This window comes from Paenibacillus marchantiophytorum (genome assembly GCF_014640555.1).
Lineage (GTDB): Bacteria > Bacillota > Bacilli > Paenibacillales > NBRC-103111 > Paenibacillus_E > Paenibacillus_E marchantiophytorum.
Genome location: NZ_BMHE01000008.1, coordinates 199,961 through 214,988, shown reverse-complemented (window position 1 = coordinate 214,988; position 15,028 = coordinate 199,961). Strand labels below are relative to the sequence as shown.

At 40.9% G+C, this 15,028-nt stretch carries 12 protein-coding genes and 1 pseudogene; 11 read left to right on the top strand and 2 right to left on the bottom strand.

Annotated features, from left to right (window positions below):
* The first annotated feature begins 6 nt into the window (after positions 1-6).
* The 11 genes and pseudogenes from IEY34_RS10985 (at position 7) to IEY34_RS10935 (ending at position 11,031) form a co-directional block, all read left to right on the top strand.
* A complete protein-coding gene (locus tag IEY34_RS10985) occupies positions 7-3,045 on the top strand; it encodes an InlB B-repeat-containing protein (protein ID WP_189011290.1) in 3,039 nt (1,012 codons plus the stop codon).
* Between the two features lie 90 nt (positions 3,046-3,135).
* Positions 3,136-3,874, top strand: a pseudogene (locus IEY34_RS10980) (IS6 family transposase).
* 479 nt (positions 3,875-4,353) lie between these two features.
* The gene (locus IEY34_RS10975) at positions 4,354-4,821 is read left to right on the top strand and encodes a GNAT family N-acetyltransferase (RefSeq protein WP_189011289.1); all 468 of its coding nucleotides are present in this window, start codon (positions 4,354-4,356) and stop codon (positions 4,819-4,821) included.
* 115 nt (positions 4,822-4,936) lie between these two features.
* Positions 4,937-5,392: a DinB family protein gene (locus tag IEY34_RS10970; RefSeq protein WP_189011288.1), complete on the top strand. Its 456-nt coding sequence runs from the start codon at positions 4,937-4,939 to the stop codon at positions 5,390-5,392.
* A gap of 175 nt (positions 5,393-5,567) precedes the next feature.
* The gene (locus IEY34_RS10965) at positions 5,568-6,074 is read left to right on the top strand and encodes a DinB family protein (protein WP_189011287.1); all 507 of its coding nucleotides are present in this window, start codon (positions 5,568-5,570) and stop codon (positions 6,072-6,074) included.
* 120 nt (positions 6,075-6,194) lie between these two features.
* The gene (locus IEY34_RS10960) at positions 6,195-7,481 is read left to right on the top strand and encodes an IS110 family RNA-guided transposase (RefSeq protein WP_189011286.1); all 1,287 of its coding nucleotides are present in this window, start codon (positions 6,195-6,197) and stop codon (positions 7,479-7,481) included.
* A gap of 499 nt (positions 7,482-7,980) precedes the next feature.
* Positions 7,981-8,232 (top strand): hypothetical protein, encoded by a 252-nt coding sequence (locus IEY34_RS10955; protein WP_189011285.1) that lies wholly within the window; start codon positions 7,981-7,983, stop codon positions 8,230-8,232.
* Between the two features lie 208 nt (positions 8,233-8,440).
* Complete coding sequence (locus IEY34_RS10950) at positions 8,441-9,157, top strand: SGNH/GDSL hydrolase family protein (RefSeq protein WP_189011283.1); 717 nt, start codon at positions 8,441-8,443, stop codon at positions 9,155-9,157.
* A gap of 130 nt (positions 9,158-9,287) precedes the next feature.
* Positions 9,288-9,746: a GNAT family N-acetyltransferase gene (locus IEY34_RS10945; RefSeq protein ID WP_229757578.1), complete on the top strand. Its 459-nt coding sequence runs from the start codon at positions 9,288-9,290 to the stop codon at positions 9,744-9,746.
* Between the two features lie 139 nt (positions 9,747-9,885).
* Positions 9,886-10,296, top strand: a complete 411-nt coding sequence (locus tag IEY34_RS10940) for a GNAT family N-acetyltransferase (protein WP_189011279.1) — start codon at positions 9,886-9,888, stop codon at positions 10,294-10,296.
* Positions 10,297-10,449: 153 nt separating this feature from the next.
* A complete protein-coding gene (locus IEY34_RS10935; protein WP_229757577.1) occupies positions 10,450-11,031 on the top strand; it encodes an HIT family protein in 582 nt (193 codons plus the stop codon).
* 186 nt (positions 11,032-11,217) lie between these two features.
* Here the strand turns inward: IEY34_RS10935 and IEY34_RS10930 are convergent, their stop codons facing one another.
* Complete coding sequence (locus IEY34_RS10930) at positions 11,218-11,610, bottom strand: hypothetical protein (protein ID WP_189011277.1); 393 nt, start codon at positions 11,608-11,610, stop codon at positions 11,218-11,220.
* 455 nt (positions 11,611-12,065) lie between these two features.
* On the bottom strand, positions 12,066-14,210 hold the full coding sequence (locus tag IEY34_RS10925) for an alginate lyase family protein (protein WP_189011275.1): 2,145 nt from the start codon (positions 14,208-14,210) through the stop codon (positions 12,066-12,068).
* Between the last annotated feature and the right edge of the window lie 818 nt (positions 14,211-15,028).

Here is a 15,028-nt window from a genome sequence, read left to right as displayed (position 1 = left end):
AGAAGAATGGGTATTAGGATTAATAATGCAATGGCAATGATCTTGATTATAGTAATGGTGATGGGTGGATTGTCGGGGATTATGGTGCCTGGTGGAGGAATAGCCCATGCTGCTGCGGTAGCTGAGTTTGCAGGAGGAGATGGTATAACAGAGGCTACCGCTTTTGAGATTAAAACGGCTGACCAACTCAATGCGGTGAGGAATCATCTAGGCACGGTAAGCGCGGTTACTTATTTTAAGCTGGTAGATGATGTTGATTTGAGCGCATACTCAACCACCGACGCGGGTAAGGGCTGGGAGCCGATAGGTACTGATCTTTCACCATTTTACGGAATCATAGACGGCAACGATCACACAATTACGGGGCTAACAATGAATAGGTCTACCGATTTTGTGGGGTTATTTGGTCAAACAGGTGCGGGTAGCTCTATCAAAAATATGAAACTGAAAGATGTAATTATTAAAGGTCAACATTTTTCAGGCGGCTTGGTAGGAAGCAATAATGGAGGAGATATCAGCAACAGCTACGTTACAGGAAGTGTGACTGGAGCGGAGCAGGTAGGCGGCTTGGTAGGAAGCAATAATGGAGGAGATATCAACGACAGCTACGTTACAGGGAGTGTAATAGGTGGAAATTATTATGCAGGTGGCTTGGTTGGTTCCAATTATAAAGGAGATATCAGCAACTGCTACTTCACAGGGGATGTGAGTGGGGGAAGCGTTGTAGGCGGCATGGCAGGAAACAATAATGGAGGAGATATCAGCAACAGCTACACTACAGGGAGTGTGAGTGGAAGGTATGATTTTGTAGGTGGCATGGTTGGTTACAATACAATAGGAGATATTAGCAACAGTTATGCCACAGGGAGTGTGAGTGGAAGTGGAAATCGTGGTTATGTAGGTGGCTTGCTTGGTTACAATTATCAAGGAGGTATTAGCAACAGCTATGCAACAGGGAGTGTGAGAGGAAATTATAATGTAGGCGGCTTGATTGGTTCCAATGGTAAAGGAATAATCAGCGGTAGCTTCTACGACTTAACTACAACTGGGCAACATGATTCGGGAAAAGGTATGGGCCTTATAACTGAAGATATGAAATTGCAAAGCAAATATGTGAATTGGAGATTTCCAGACGTATGGGCGATAGATTCATTGCATAATAACGGATATCCTTATTTGCAAGTTTTTCAAGTCAATTTGAACTATGATGGGAACGGAAACACCGGTGGGGATGCTCCGATTGATGGCCATTTATACTCGTCAGGAGTAACGGCTAGCGTTTATAGTGGTACAGTAAATTTAGTCAAAACGAATTACACCTTCGATGGATGGAACACATTAGCGAATGGCAGGGGTAAGAGCTATAAAGCAGCAGAAACATTTACGATGACAAGCAATAAAACGTTATATGCGAAGTGGAAGCCTATTAACTATACGGTCAGCTTTGTAGTAGATGGAGGCAGCGTAGTATCAGATGTGAAAGCTGACTATAATACTGCGATCATAGCACCAACTGCACCAACGAAAGCGAATTACAGCTTTGGCGGCTGGTATAAGGAATCCACGCTAACGACTACGTGGGACTTTACCACAGACAAGGTGCTTGGCGCTACGACGCTATATGCGAAGTGGACGCTTAATAAGTACACCGTCAGTTTTGAAGTAAACGGAGGCAGCGATGTATCCGATGTGAAAGCTGACTATAATACTGCGATCACAGCACCAACTGCACCAACGAAAGCGAATTACAGCTTTGGCGGCTGGTATAAGGAATCCACGCTAACGAATACGTGGGATTTTACCACAGACAAGGTGCTTGGTGCTACGACGCTATATGCGAAGTGGACGCTTAATAACTACACGGTCAGCTTTCTAGTAGATGGAGGCAGCATAGTATCAGATGTGAAAGCTGACTATAATACTGCGATCATATCACCAACTGCACCAACGAAAGCGAATTACAGCTTTGGCGGCTGGTATAAGGAATCCACGCTAATGAAAACGTGGGATTTTACCACAGACAAGGTGCTTGGTGCTACGACGCTATATGCGAAGTGGAAAAGTACAATTGCGACGTTGACATCCACAATAGGAACAGTAAGTACTGGTGGAACATCCAATGAGGCCATTACGAACATTCCATACGGAACAACTTTAGCCGCACTGAAGACAGCGATCACGCAAGCAACGAATGCAACGTTTGAAATCTACGAAGCAGACGGAACAACCGTAGCTACAGTATTAGCGTCGGGTAAGAAAGTCATTGTTACAGCGCAAGATGGATTAACGAAGGTAACGTATACTGTGAGTGTGAATGCAGCACCATCAAATGGTGGAAGCGGTGACGGTTCAACAACACCAATAGTAGCGATACCAACAGTAGTTCCAACTCCAACATCTGTACCAACTGTAATACCAACACCAACACCTAAGTCATTCTACAAGGAAAAGGTAAATGTCGATGTAATCAAGGCTCTGGTAGAAAAAGCAAAATCTGCACCTGCATTAACATTCAAGGATGTACCCAAAGATTCCCCAACTGCTAAAGCAATAGAGTTAGCAACTAAGCTTGGGATCGTTAAGGGGTATGCGGATGCTTCATTTCATACAAATGCTACGATAACTAGAGCAGAATTTGCGACTATGCTAGTAAAAGCGCTTGGCTTAACGTCTGAAGGTGATTCCAGCTTTAAGGACACCAAAGGTCACTGGGCGGCAGATGCAATTGCTACATTAAAAGCAAGTGGCATTATTTACGGTTACTTGGATGGAACGTTCAAACCGAATCAGACGATCTCCAGAGCGGAAATAGTGGCTATGCTTTCAAAAGTAATCAACACTCCTTTTGTAAAAAGTGCTAAGTTCAATGATGTTGCGGGTCACTGGGCAGAAGCTGAGATTGATACGTTATCCGATATGGGTATTGTAAAAGTTGCAGCGGATGGTTCATTCAAACCAAATGCTAGTGCTACGAGATTCGAGTCGTTACTCATGGTCTTACGTATGCTAAATATCAGTCTTGGTCTTTCGTTAGACATAGAGTAGTCGTTCCAAGTTACTTAAATACGGTAGGTACTGGTAATAAAGTATCTGCGGTTGTGGTGCAAAGTTCTAATCCATGATACCATGATTGAAATGAATTCATGGGATGGAGCAATTACGTTGGAAACGGAATTAGATTTGTTTAAGTGGAAGCAGTATGAATCAGAAGTTATCTTGCTAACAGTAACATGGTATTTGAAATATAGCCTAAGTTATCGTGATCTAGTGGAGATGATGGAAGAACGAGGTCTTAGGATGGCTCATACAACCATCATGAGATGGGTTCATGAGTTTGGACCGGAATTAGACAAGCGAATTCGTCCCTATTTAAAGCCGACAAATGATTCCTTCTGAACTGATGAAACCTATATTAAAGTTAAAGGACAGTGGAAATATCTTTACAGAGCAGTAGATTCAAAAGGAAACACGATTGATTTCATGTTATCTAGAATCGAGACGCTCCCGCTGCCAAACGATTTTTCAAGAAAGCATTGACTTCGACACACAATCACTCGCCTCGCGTGATCACTGTCGATAAGAACCCATCTTACCCTATCGCAGTTCAGCAATTAAAGGACGAGAAGGCTATAAAACAAGAAACATTACTACGACAAAAGAAATATCTTAACAACATTATTGAACGAAAGATCATCGGTTTATTAAGAAAATCATAAAACCAATGCTGGGATTCAAGTCTTTTGAAACTGCAGAATATACAATCGCGGGAATCGAAGTCATGCATATGCTAAGGAAAGGGCAGGTCGAATGCATTCATTCGTCTGTCCTTTCTTCAGTTGAATTAATCAACAAATTGTTTGGTTTGACAGCATAATCAAACAACGAAATCGCGGATATCTTTGATCAATTTTAATTGTTGCACCAAAACCCAAAAAGGTATTAGTTGGGGAGAAGCAAAGCAAGAGCTGTTTCAGGTCATGAATGAATACCTGGAAGAACCACGAAAAAAATACAATGACTTAATGGCATCACCCGAAACAATTGACAGTATCCTGTTTGAAGGAGCAAAGAAGGCAAGAGCTTTGGCTGCTCCTTTACTTGAGAATGTAAAAACTAAGATTGGACGGTATAGGTATTGAGACCATAAGATACGTGAATTGACTTAATATAATGACATTGTAAAGTATTTGTTATTAGTCCAAACGAGAAACGATAGCTCAACACGAGATGACGGCAAGGGGCCACATAATCGGCTGCCGTTGTCTGTTGAAGTAACGGGCGGAAAATATGATATTATTGGAATGTACATTGCTAAGATTAGAAGAGCTGAGAAGAGAAGAGTGAGCTGAGTATATGGGTGAAATAATTATACAAGAGATTAATGATGTAACTGCACTTCAAATTGCTGAAATGGATTGTTCACCACTACCAAAGGAAAGAGATTCAATTTATCTCAATTTTTATCGTTTGTTTCGTGATACATCTTTGGTGGCTGTAATTGATGGTGAAGTTGTAGGTTTTGCATTAGGAATGATTGACCAGTCTTCAACGTCACATGCTTATCTTAACTATTTATTTGTCAAAGAGGACTACAGGAAAACAGGAATAGGTAAAAGATTATTGGAACAATTTGAGATAGCCACTTCAAAAAAAGGTTGTACTATTGTAACTTTATTAACAGGTAAGAATGAGAATATCGAATACTACCAAAGGCAAGGTTACGAAAAAAACAATGATTTAGAGCAGTTTAGTCAAAAAGATGCTGTTTATGATTACTATTACAACACGAAAAAGGTGTCCTTACTGATTAAGCGTTTATAAATCAAGATTATAGCGGGTGAGACAATGGTTCTTCTTTGGCATCTACGTCTGATCGCTATGCTAACGGGTAACAGTAGGTTCAAGTAATCGATGAGACGAAGAGGGGGAAACCGAAATGAAGACGATCAAGTGCATGATGGACCACCTGTATTGGGCGGACGGACGCATCTTGGACACGCTCGAGGAGAGTGAGACGAAGAACAAGGACCTTCTGAAGCTGGTTCGGCACGTCGCGGTTGCGGAACGAGTCTGGCTTTCCCGATTGCAGGGCAAGGGCAGCGCGCAATATTCGTTGTGGGAGGAAGCGGAAGACCTGACGGCGATCCGGACGATGTTCGAAGAAAACGCCGAGCAATATCGCGTCTATATCGAAGGGCTTGAGGAATCCGAGTTGGACGAGATGATCGACTATGCAAACCAGAGCGGGGTTCCGTTCCGAACGTCCGTCCGGGACATCCTGTTGCAGGTCCTCTTACATGGGCAATATCACCGGGGACAGATCAACCGGGCACTTCGGATCGAATCGGCAGAGCCTGTCCAAGACGATTACATCACGTTCGCGAGGCTCTAACAGGGCCTAATAATCACCATTACTCGGAATGGGATTGGCATTGAACTAACGCAGAACTTTTGCACAATAGACACACCTTCAGAGGCTGCCGGCATAATCGGTAGCCTCTGCTCACGAACGGGCAGGATACTTCGACGGAAAGTTGAATAAATAATGATAAAAAGGAGTGATGTTCATGCGTAATGAACTACTTGAATTTACTCGGATTTCGGTATATAGAATGTGCGAGAACTACCTTCCTAAATTGAAAATAGCTTTGGATGGCGTGGATATAGAAGTTCTTTGGAAACATGAGAAAGAATCGCTTAGTTCAATTGGCGGAATCGTGTTACATATAGGACAGCATATTCAACGTCATGTCATCAAATATTCAAATAGTGGGAAAGTCGAGGGCGGAATAGAAAATTACTTTCCTGATGAGGTTGCTACTTCCTCAACGGACTTAATTCAATTCATAACTGAACGTTTTAATTCATGGAGAGAAGTCATGACTGATTATATAGAAGGCTACAAGGATGAGAAGAACCTCGATATGTTTGATATTTATCATTTAGTCGAACATACGGGATATCATTTAGGTCAAATAATCGACCGAACACAAAGATTGATGGACAAAAATTTTCAGTTTGTTCAAAATGGAATCAATGAAAGAAGTTTAAAAGATCTTATTTATAGAGACTAACATTAAGCTAAACATTCCTGTAAGGACTAGGATTTGGACTTTGTCAAAAAAGGAGCGCCTCGGTATGATGGGTTTGTGCACGGGTTAGAAACCCAATACCATCAAGGAGGCGCTCTTACTATGAAGTTTAAACAAAACGATGGACAAAATCAACGTATTGAACGAATTTCCACCTCTCATCTTGTAGTAGGCATCGACATGGCGAAGGAAATTCATGTCGCGCAGGCTACTAACTTTCGGGGTATCGTTCTTGCCAAGCGACATCTATCATTTACAAACGACTTAGAAGGATTCGAAAGATTACAACGTTGGATGGATGAATTGCAACAAAAGCACCGATTGAATACCCTAATCATCGGTATGGAGCCAACCGGACACTATTGGTTTAACCTGGCTAATTGGCTTGCTGACAAAGGCATAAACGTTGTCATGGTGAATCCTGCTACCACCAAACGAAATAAGGAGAACCGCGATAATTGTCCGTCCAAGAGTGATCCTAAGGATGCCCTTGTTATCGCAGACGTTGTCTGTCGAGGCTATTACTATGAATACACAAGACAGGCTACCGTCTTTCAAAGGTTACGTACCATGATGAGTGATCGGGAATTTTGGGTGACGAATAGTGTCCGGCTGCAGAACCGGATCATCCGTTGGTTAGATATTCGGTTCCCCGAGTATACCTCAGTGTTCAAAGACTGGACCTGCAAACGTTCCTTGGCTACTCTTAAAGATTTACCCTCACCGCTAGATATTCAGTCCCTGTCCGTATCCGAGGTAATTACAAGTTGGAGAAGGCATATGAAACGAGCGGGCGGTTCTACGGGTACTCAGAAAGCTGCGCAGCTTATTTCGCAAGCCAAGCAGAGTGTAGGAGATAAAACAGCTCTTCATGAAGCCAAGCAAGATTTAGGGCGGTTATTAGAAGAGTTTGAACGTATCGTTGAAATACTAGAAAAGATTGAAAAGGACATTCTAGCATTGCTTAGTGAAATTCCTATGGCCAATCAGCTTCGATCGATCAAAGGTCTGGGCACAATCTTCGCAGCAGCCATTCTATCATGTGCTGGCGACCTTAGACAGTATGCGCACGGACGTCAGTTATTGCGTAAAGCAGGTCTAAACTTGGCTGAAAGAATGTCAGGGAAACACAAGGGGCAAATCAAACTTTCGAAACGGGGAGATGCTACGCTGCGCAAATATTTGTATCTGGCGACGATCACACTCGTAGGAACGAATCCAGTATTTCGACAGATGCATGAGAATAATGTTCAAATCAAGCAAATGAAGAAACAACAGTCCATTTTTAAGTTGCTTGGAAAATTAGCTCGAATCCTGATTGGCATTGTTCAAAGAGGGGAATCATTTTTACCTGAAAAAGCTGCTCCCAACTACGCTCAGGCTGCTTAGGACTTGTAATAGATAACGTAGATTGACTCATTCGCAGGATTTTCAAAAAGAAAGCACGGAGGACCGAGTTCGTTTTCCAAAAGGGCACAGACCCATCCGCTAAACGCTATCGGCCTCCACACCTTGGTCAGGTATAACGAAGGAATGTAAGGGCATAGACCCGTTGAGCCGTGGGAGGGTGAACCTCCAAGGATTTTGTGGAGCATGCGTGCATTAGAGTAGGATCTGGGGAAATGTTCCATATGTTCCTCTATTCCCGCACGCCCAAAATATGAATCAATGGTTCTATTCAACTTACTTTCTGAACAATACTGATTTTTAAGGTAATGAAATCCTGCGAATGAGTGAGTATACGTGAGATAAACCCTTAAAACCGAGGGACGGAGAACTATAGCTTAATATACAACTAAGACGCGGCTGCTGAAATGGATTGGTAGCCGCGTTATGATATCGGGCGGGATAATTAGAACATATAACCAAAATCGAAGGTGATAAATAGGTGAATATAGATAAAGAGTTTCTAACCCAAGTAATAAACGACTGGGACCCTGTTGGTCTTTTAGCAGGAGGTGCTCCAGAAAACGAATATAGCATTGAAGTAAGAGAAATCTCTCAGAAATTCTCGTCGTGTAAGTCTGAAACAGACTTAGCGATACTTATTTACAGTGTGTTCAACGAAAAAATGGGAGTAAAATTAGATCAACTTGCTTGCTTAAAGCAGGCATTTAAAATAACTGAATACGGAAAATAAGTGCAACAAGCGTTTAAACTCTAACGTAACGATAGTATAAAAACAGATGGCTACCAGCTTACTGGCAGCCTTTTACAGGATTGAATATCCGAGTAGAAAACCATATCATGTTAATTATTGGTTAGAAGAATGACTGGTAATATTTATTAATAGGAAATTTAAAAGGACGTGAAAAGAGCTGAAGAATATAAAGAGAATCAGATTCTATGTGCTCATATTTATTTCTTTTTCTGTAGTCGCAGCAATTGCATTAATTTTCAACTATAAACAGGATAATAAGATAAATTATCTTGCTCTAGGGGATTCAATTCCAGCAGGAATTTCCCCATACTCAGATACATCATCAATTAAATATGAAAAAAGCTATCCTGATTATCTTTCAGAGTATTTAGGACAAAAAGAGAAAATAGAATATACCAAAAAATATGCAGTTCCAGGGAGTACAACGTTAGATTTATTAAATGATATTAGAAATAATACTAGCAAAGAGAATGAACCTATTAGAAATAGATTACAGAAAGCAAATGTAGTTACAATCGGAATAGGAGCTAATGACCTTTTTCAAAGCTATAATCGAAAAGTGTTAGAGACACAAAACGTAATGAAAACAATTAGTGTAAATCTGACTGATATAATTGATGAAATTAAAATGATAAATCCATACGTTGAAATTTACATTGTCGGATACTACAACTTACTACCAATGAAAATAAACGATGTTAGCGAAAAATTTAATCATGATTATCCAGAACTTAATATGAATTTAGAAAAAATAGCTTTAAAGAAAGAGGCGAAATTTGTAAGAACAGAAGAGGTTTTTAAAGATAACTACAGAGATTTTCTACCGGTGATTGGAGATGTTCATCCAAACGAGTTAGGTCATGAAGTAATATCAAAAAGAATAATTGGAATTATGAAAAAATAAATTTTAACTACCGCATGGGCAGCCGGCACACGCTTTGCCGTCGTTGTCCGTTGAAGTAACTGGCAGGTTAATGCAACTGTCTAATGAATATTTATGGTATATTTTAGTGGATAAGGAAGGAGAGATTATTGTGGGCTTTGCATTCTTGGATTTAGATTTTATCCCTGGTAATGAAGTTAGCTTAGTTATCTCTGAGAAAGTTCCAGGTAATGAAGAGAAGGGATTTGTTCCTGCTTATAAATACAACATCGTTCTTGCTGGTTCCAACGAAATCATAGGTAAAATAGATGTACGGATTGGTAGCAATGAAAATCTTTATTATGGTGGGCATATAGGTTATTCGATAACAGAGAAATTTAGAGGTAACCATTACGCTGCAAAGGCTTGCTTATTAGTAAAGCAAGTAGCACAAGCACATGGTATGGAGAAATTAATAATTACATGTAACCCAGATAATTTCCCTTCGAGAAAAACTTGTGAGCACATAGGAGCAAAATTGAATGTAATTGTTGACCTCCCTTCACATAATGACATGTACCTTGAGGGAGAGAGGGCGAAATGTATTTTCGAGTGGTCATTACTGAACTAACGCAGAACGATAGCATAACGACAACAGACTGCTGAATCAATCGGCAGTCTTTAAGCTAACGGGCAGGATTGCGTAGTAATTTCTCGAATCAATACACAGTAGATACACCTAAAATGGGGGCGGGGGTATAGAAGCTTTTATGGATTTCATAGACAATGAGTACACGTTTACGGATAATACTAAGCAAATTAAATTAGATGAAGTTTACAATTTGTTGAAGCAATCACATTGGGCTAAAAACCGTCCTATCGAAATTATTGCTAAAACAATTGAAACTTCACATTGTTTTTTGGTTTTTCACAATGATAAACAAATTGGATTTGCGAGGGTTGTAAGTGATTATGCTGTTTATAGTTTAATATTAGACGTAATCATTGATGAAAAGTATAGAGGTAATGGCTTGGGAAAGAAGCTAATTGAATTTATTAATAATCATCCAAGATTAAAAGAAACTACCAAAGTTCTTTGGACAAAATATGCTGAAGAATTATATTTAAAGAGTGGATTTAAAGAAGAGGATTGTTATAAATTTATGTTTAATAGACCTTAATCAACTTATAGAAGAACCAGTTTGGGCAGTAGCATTCCGCTAACGGGGAACGTTAGTTCAGCAATACAGGAGCAGTTTGCCGCCGCGGTGACTGCTCCTTTTACATTAAACTAAAGGGAGGATAGTTCAATCATTTCGCCGAACTCCTTAGGCATGGTGATTTACGAAGTAAGTAAAAAAATATCGGATATCAATGCTTTAAAACCTCATTTAGGTATTGCTCATAGAAAGCATTTTAGGGAGGCAAATATGGAAAACTGCTCAATCTGTAACCATATTAGAATGATTAAAGAAGGAACAAATGATCGTTTTATAACTGAACTCGAGACTGGTTATGTTGTGATGGGACGTTACCAGTATTTTGAAGGTTATACAATGTTTATATGTAAAGAACATAAACATGAGCTTCATGAACTTGATAGTGAATATAAGCAGAAATTTCTACTTGAAATGAGCTATGTCTCCGAAGCAGTTTATAGAGCGTTTAAACCAGATAAACTTAATTATGAACTTCTTGGAAATGGAGATTCTCACATGCATTGGCATATCTTCCCTAGACGCTTAACGGAACCTTTCCCTCGTTATCCTGTTTGGGCTACTCCAAGAGAAACAATGTACTCTGAAAGTGTAAAACCTAGTAAAGGTGCATTGGAGGAATTAAAGAAAAAAATACTACTTGAATTGAATAAAGTAATTGCTAATGACAAGGATTCTAATCAAGATTCATTACGCTAACGGAGAACTATAGCTCAATAAAAGAGAAGTTTCATAGGGGTGAACTGCTTGAATTGTTTAGTTCTATTGTTGACCATGATAGACTTGGCAATACAAGAAAGTACATGAACCATCGTTTGAATGGAAGAGGACGAATATTAAAACGATGATTTTAAACTATATTAAAAAATCGTCCTATATGGACGATTATATGGAAGAGATCCATGTTTTTGCTTCATCGATATCATGAAATTGTAGATACTGGAAAGGAAATTCGCCTGCATTGCTTTCCATTTTACGAACAGAGATTTGACCAATCATTTTCGCCGGGTGTACCACTGCAAAATATTTTAAACCTGATTTCGTTGCCAAAGTAATCCAATTTTTTACAAACCAATCTTGGTCATCTTGCGATATTACTCCTAGATCGTGGATATCTGAAATGAATTTGCAAGAATTATTATCTTCCATAAGCTGCAAACCTTTCAAAAGAGGATCGCGGTATTGATCACCAGTTACAAATATTTTTCTTGTGAGTATCACGGTTTTTAAACTTTCGTCGTACTGGAGGACGTTGTGGTCTGAATGTATAGTATTCATTTTTATTAATCCTTTCTTGTGTCAGTATGTTTACCCTGATAGGTATTTTCGACATATAATTACAAATTCCTCTATCGATTATCAAGGTCAGAATGAAAGTGAAGCGAATGAAAACAAGATTTCATAAGGCATCACTTATATCCCTTTCACGGTCTCGACACATGTGGAGTGCGTGGTAAGGATATAGAGAAAAAGCCCAGTAAAATAGGCGAATGACAAACAACCCTCTTCGTTGTGGAGAGGGTTGTTTGTCATTCGCAAAAATTGATATAAGTTTATTTTTGTTCGACTTTTCTTGACAATATCTCTTAAGGAATTACGGAATCAATTGCGATATATTGAAATAAACTGGCATTATAAAAAGCGATGTAACAGCGAAGAAGCTGTTACATAAACTAAAAGGGACATTCAATCATTTTAGGTAGAAAAAATCATGAATCCCTCTAGGCTTGTACCTACTTAACAACCATCACTTCCACATCTGTTTCTCCTCGTTTTTTGATCAGTACGACCTCGCCGAAAATTTGAATGCCATCGACAAGGTAAGATTCCAAATGAACGGACGGCCTGCGGTGGCAGATGACGACGATATGTTCCTCGTCGGATCCAGGCGACTTTATTTTACATGCTTGCGCATAAGTTGGATTGACGGTATCGCCGTTATACTTGTGCACGCTTAGCGATTCGACGAAGGGGGCTTCCGTTTCGCCTGGTTTTTGCGGATATAGCACGCACATCATCGAAGCAAAACCTTTGGCTCGGGTTTCATAGGCTACCGATTTGTTGGTTTCAACCGAGTTGTACGAATAGGAAATGTACCCTTCCTGCAAGTGTGCTTGAAGTGGATCGGGATGCACAGGGATGATGCAGAGGTTGGTCGCTTTTTTCTCATTCGTGAAGCACGTTTTGCTTGAGGGATCGACGACGATCTCACCCGGTGCGAAATGGAAGAATTGCGCGAAGGTATGCTCTTCCTTGCTGTCAAAACTGTCCGATAGCACCCAGTATCCAGGCTTGACGAACAAAATGCGGCGCAGCGGATAGACAGGATCATTCAAGTGATGATAGCCATCGTGACTGCCTTCCGCATAATCGAACTTCGGGCTCGAAATCCAATCGGCACCGACAGGTCTGGCGATGCGGCCGAACGTCCAAGAATCCTTGCATTCGGTAAAATCTATACCGTCCACTTGCGTCGTATTGTGGCTGCTATTCGCTTTGAGATAGTTGCGCAGCTCGAAATGATTACTGTAGGTATATCGGCCGAGATCGGTGAGCAGATCCCTTCCATAAGCGTACAGATCGATATGCAGCATATCGGCATGCCCGTGACCACCACCGAGGTGACCGCAGTGGAAATATAAGTACAGCGCTTCCTCGTCCCAACCCGAACGCATAACGAAATTGCCGGATTGCTTGAAAGCATGCGAAGCATGCGGGGGGGTCTCTGCCTTCAGCCGCTCATAAGCCTGAATGCTTTCCGGCCCGAAGCTCCATACGCTATCGAAATCGACACGCGGATACGCGCCAAATTTTAGTGCGCCATCGTTAAAATATATAGCTGCTAATGTTAGCAAATCCCGCACATCGGTATTATCGCTGTCGCCCTGCATCGGCTGATGGCCGTTTGGTTTCGCCATATACAGATCGGCGTAGGCCATTCTGTGTGCCGTTGCGCTGACGGATTTATCGAAAGGAATGTTATTTTTTTGCGATAAAATTAAATTATCGAGCAAGCAGTGAAAAACCTCGTTATGGTACATCGGCGACTGCTCCCAATGCATACCGTCTGCAGCCACCTGCAGGCGGGCCATCTCTTTCAGCCTGCGAACGGCAAGCTCGCGCCATTCCATACTATGCTTGAACTCAGGCGCAAAAACAGACAATTCGAACAAGCCATGGTTTTCCAGCACGCCCCAATTGCTAATGTTTCGCCATCCATCATTGTGTGCTGCAATGTACGAGCCGTGCTCATATAGCGACAACAACATTTTGGCAAAAAGCTTGGACGTGAAATGGGGGCTATGTTTGAAATATTGAAAAGCTTTGATCCAGTTCTCGCAGCGGATGCCGGCCTCGATCGTACGCCATGTGATCGCCTGCGCCTCAGGCGTCAGCGGGGTGCGATCAATCCAGTCCTCCAGTTGACGGGAGAATGTTTCCGCATAAATCTCATCGCCGGTAAGCCAGTATGCTTGGCCGAGCGATAACCAATATCGATGACGGTTCAGCATGTACGCCCATTCTTCGTCGTATGCAGGAACATGGTCCCATTGAATAGGGCCTTCAAATGTAACGGGAACATGCGTCCGCTCCATATCCCAACGATAACGAAATAGGAATGTTTGGCGGACGACTTCGTCTGCAATCTGCAGTGTTTCGGTAACGTCGTGCTGACAATTTCGATTAACGTACTCAATTAATTCCGGCTTATCTTCGTCACGTATGAACAGCACTGGTGACGATCTAAGCAAGAAATGCCGCTTTAATGCTTCAATCGCCCTCTCGGTGTCACGGTTCGAAGCCGCTTCTCGCACTTCTTGTAACCCGGGATGCCCAAGTTCAAGCAATTCTATCAATTTATCATAATCACCATTCATTTACTCCATTGCCCCCTATAAATACACTTTTATATACCAAACAAAGAAAGTGTCCATCTATTTTGAATATTCTACATTAATTTCTTGATGAGCGTCAAACCACCTAACAGCGGGAGCGGATTTGATATAGATGGCCTTAAATTTGGAAGCTTCGATCTGCTTGTAGTAGGATTGAAGCTCAAAGGCACGCTGCTTCACACAAATGGTGTAATTCGAATTGGCTTTTCACTCCGGTAAAATCCATACCTCGTTGTGCCGTATAAATTTCATAATCATGATATTAGAGCCATCAAATTGAACAGCAATATATGAAGGAGTGAAATTGAGGGTTGTGGTGCAAAGTTCTAATTCATGATAACGTAGCAAAGTGCTTTGGAAACGAAATTGGATTTATTTAAATGGAAGCAATATGAATCGGCAATTATTTTACTAACGGTGAGATATACGGGAATATCTGTGTTACAAAAATATGTAATGTTTATATAGGGGTATTGGTATACAATCAGATGGTAGCGTTAGAAGTTATAGGTGGTGAAATTGTTGAATATATGTAAGGAACAGTTTGTAAATCTATCTGTACATTTAAAAAATGGACTTCCTTATTGAGTGTTTCACAATTGAAGAATATCGACGCCCATCTGATGAAGTCAGTTCATTTCTCATGCCGAGGAAAATCCTGACGCCTCGTTGATTTTAGTTGCTCCGCTCTCTTGTTCGGTCAGCGAAAAAACGCATGCGTTTAAGCTGACCCCCGGTTCAAAAACGATAGGGTTTTTATGGCTCTCCTGAAATTGTTAAACAGTATGGAATTTGTAATT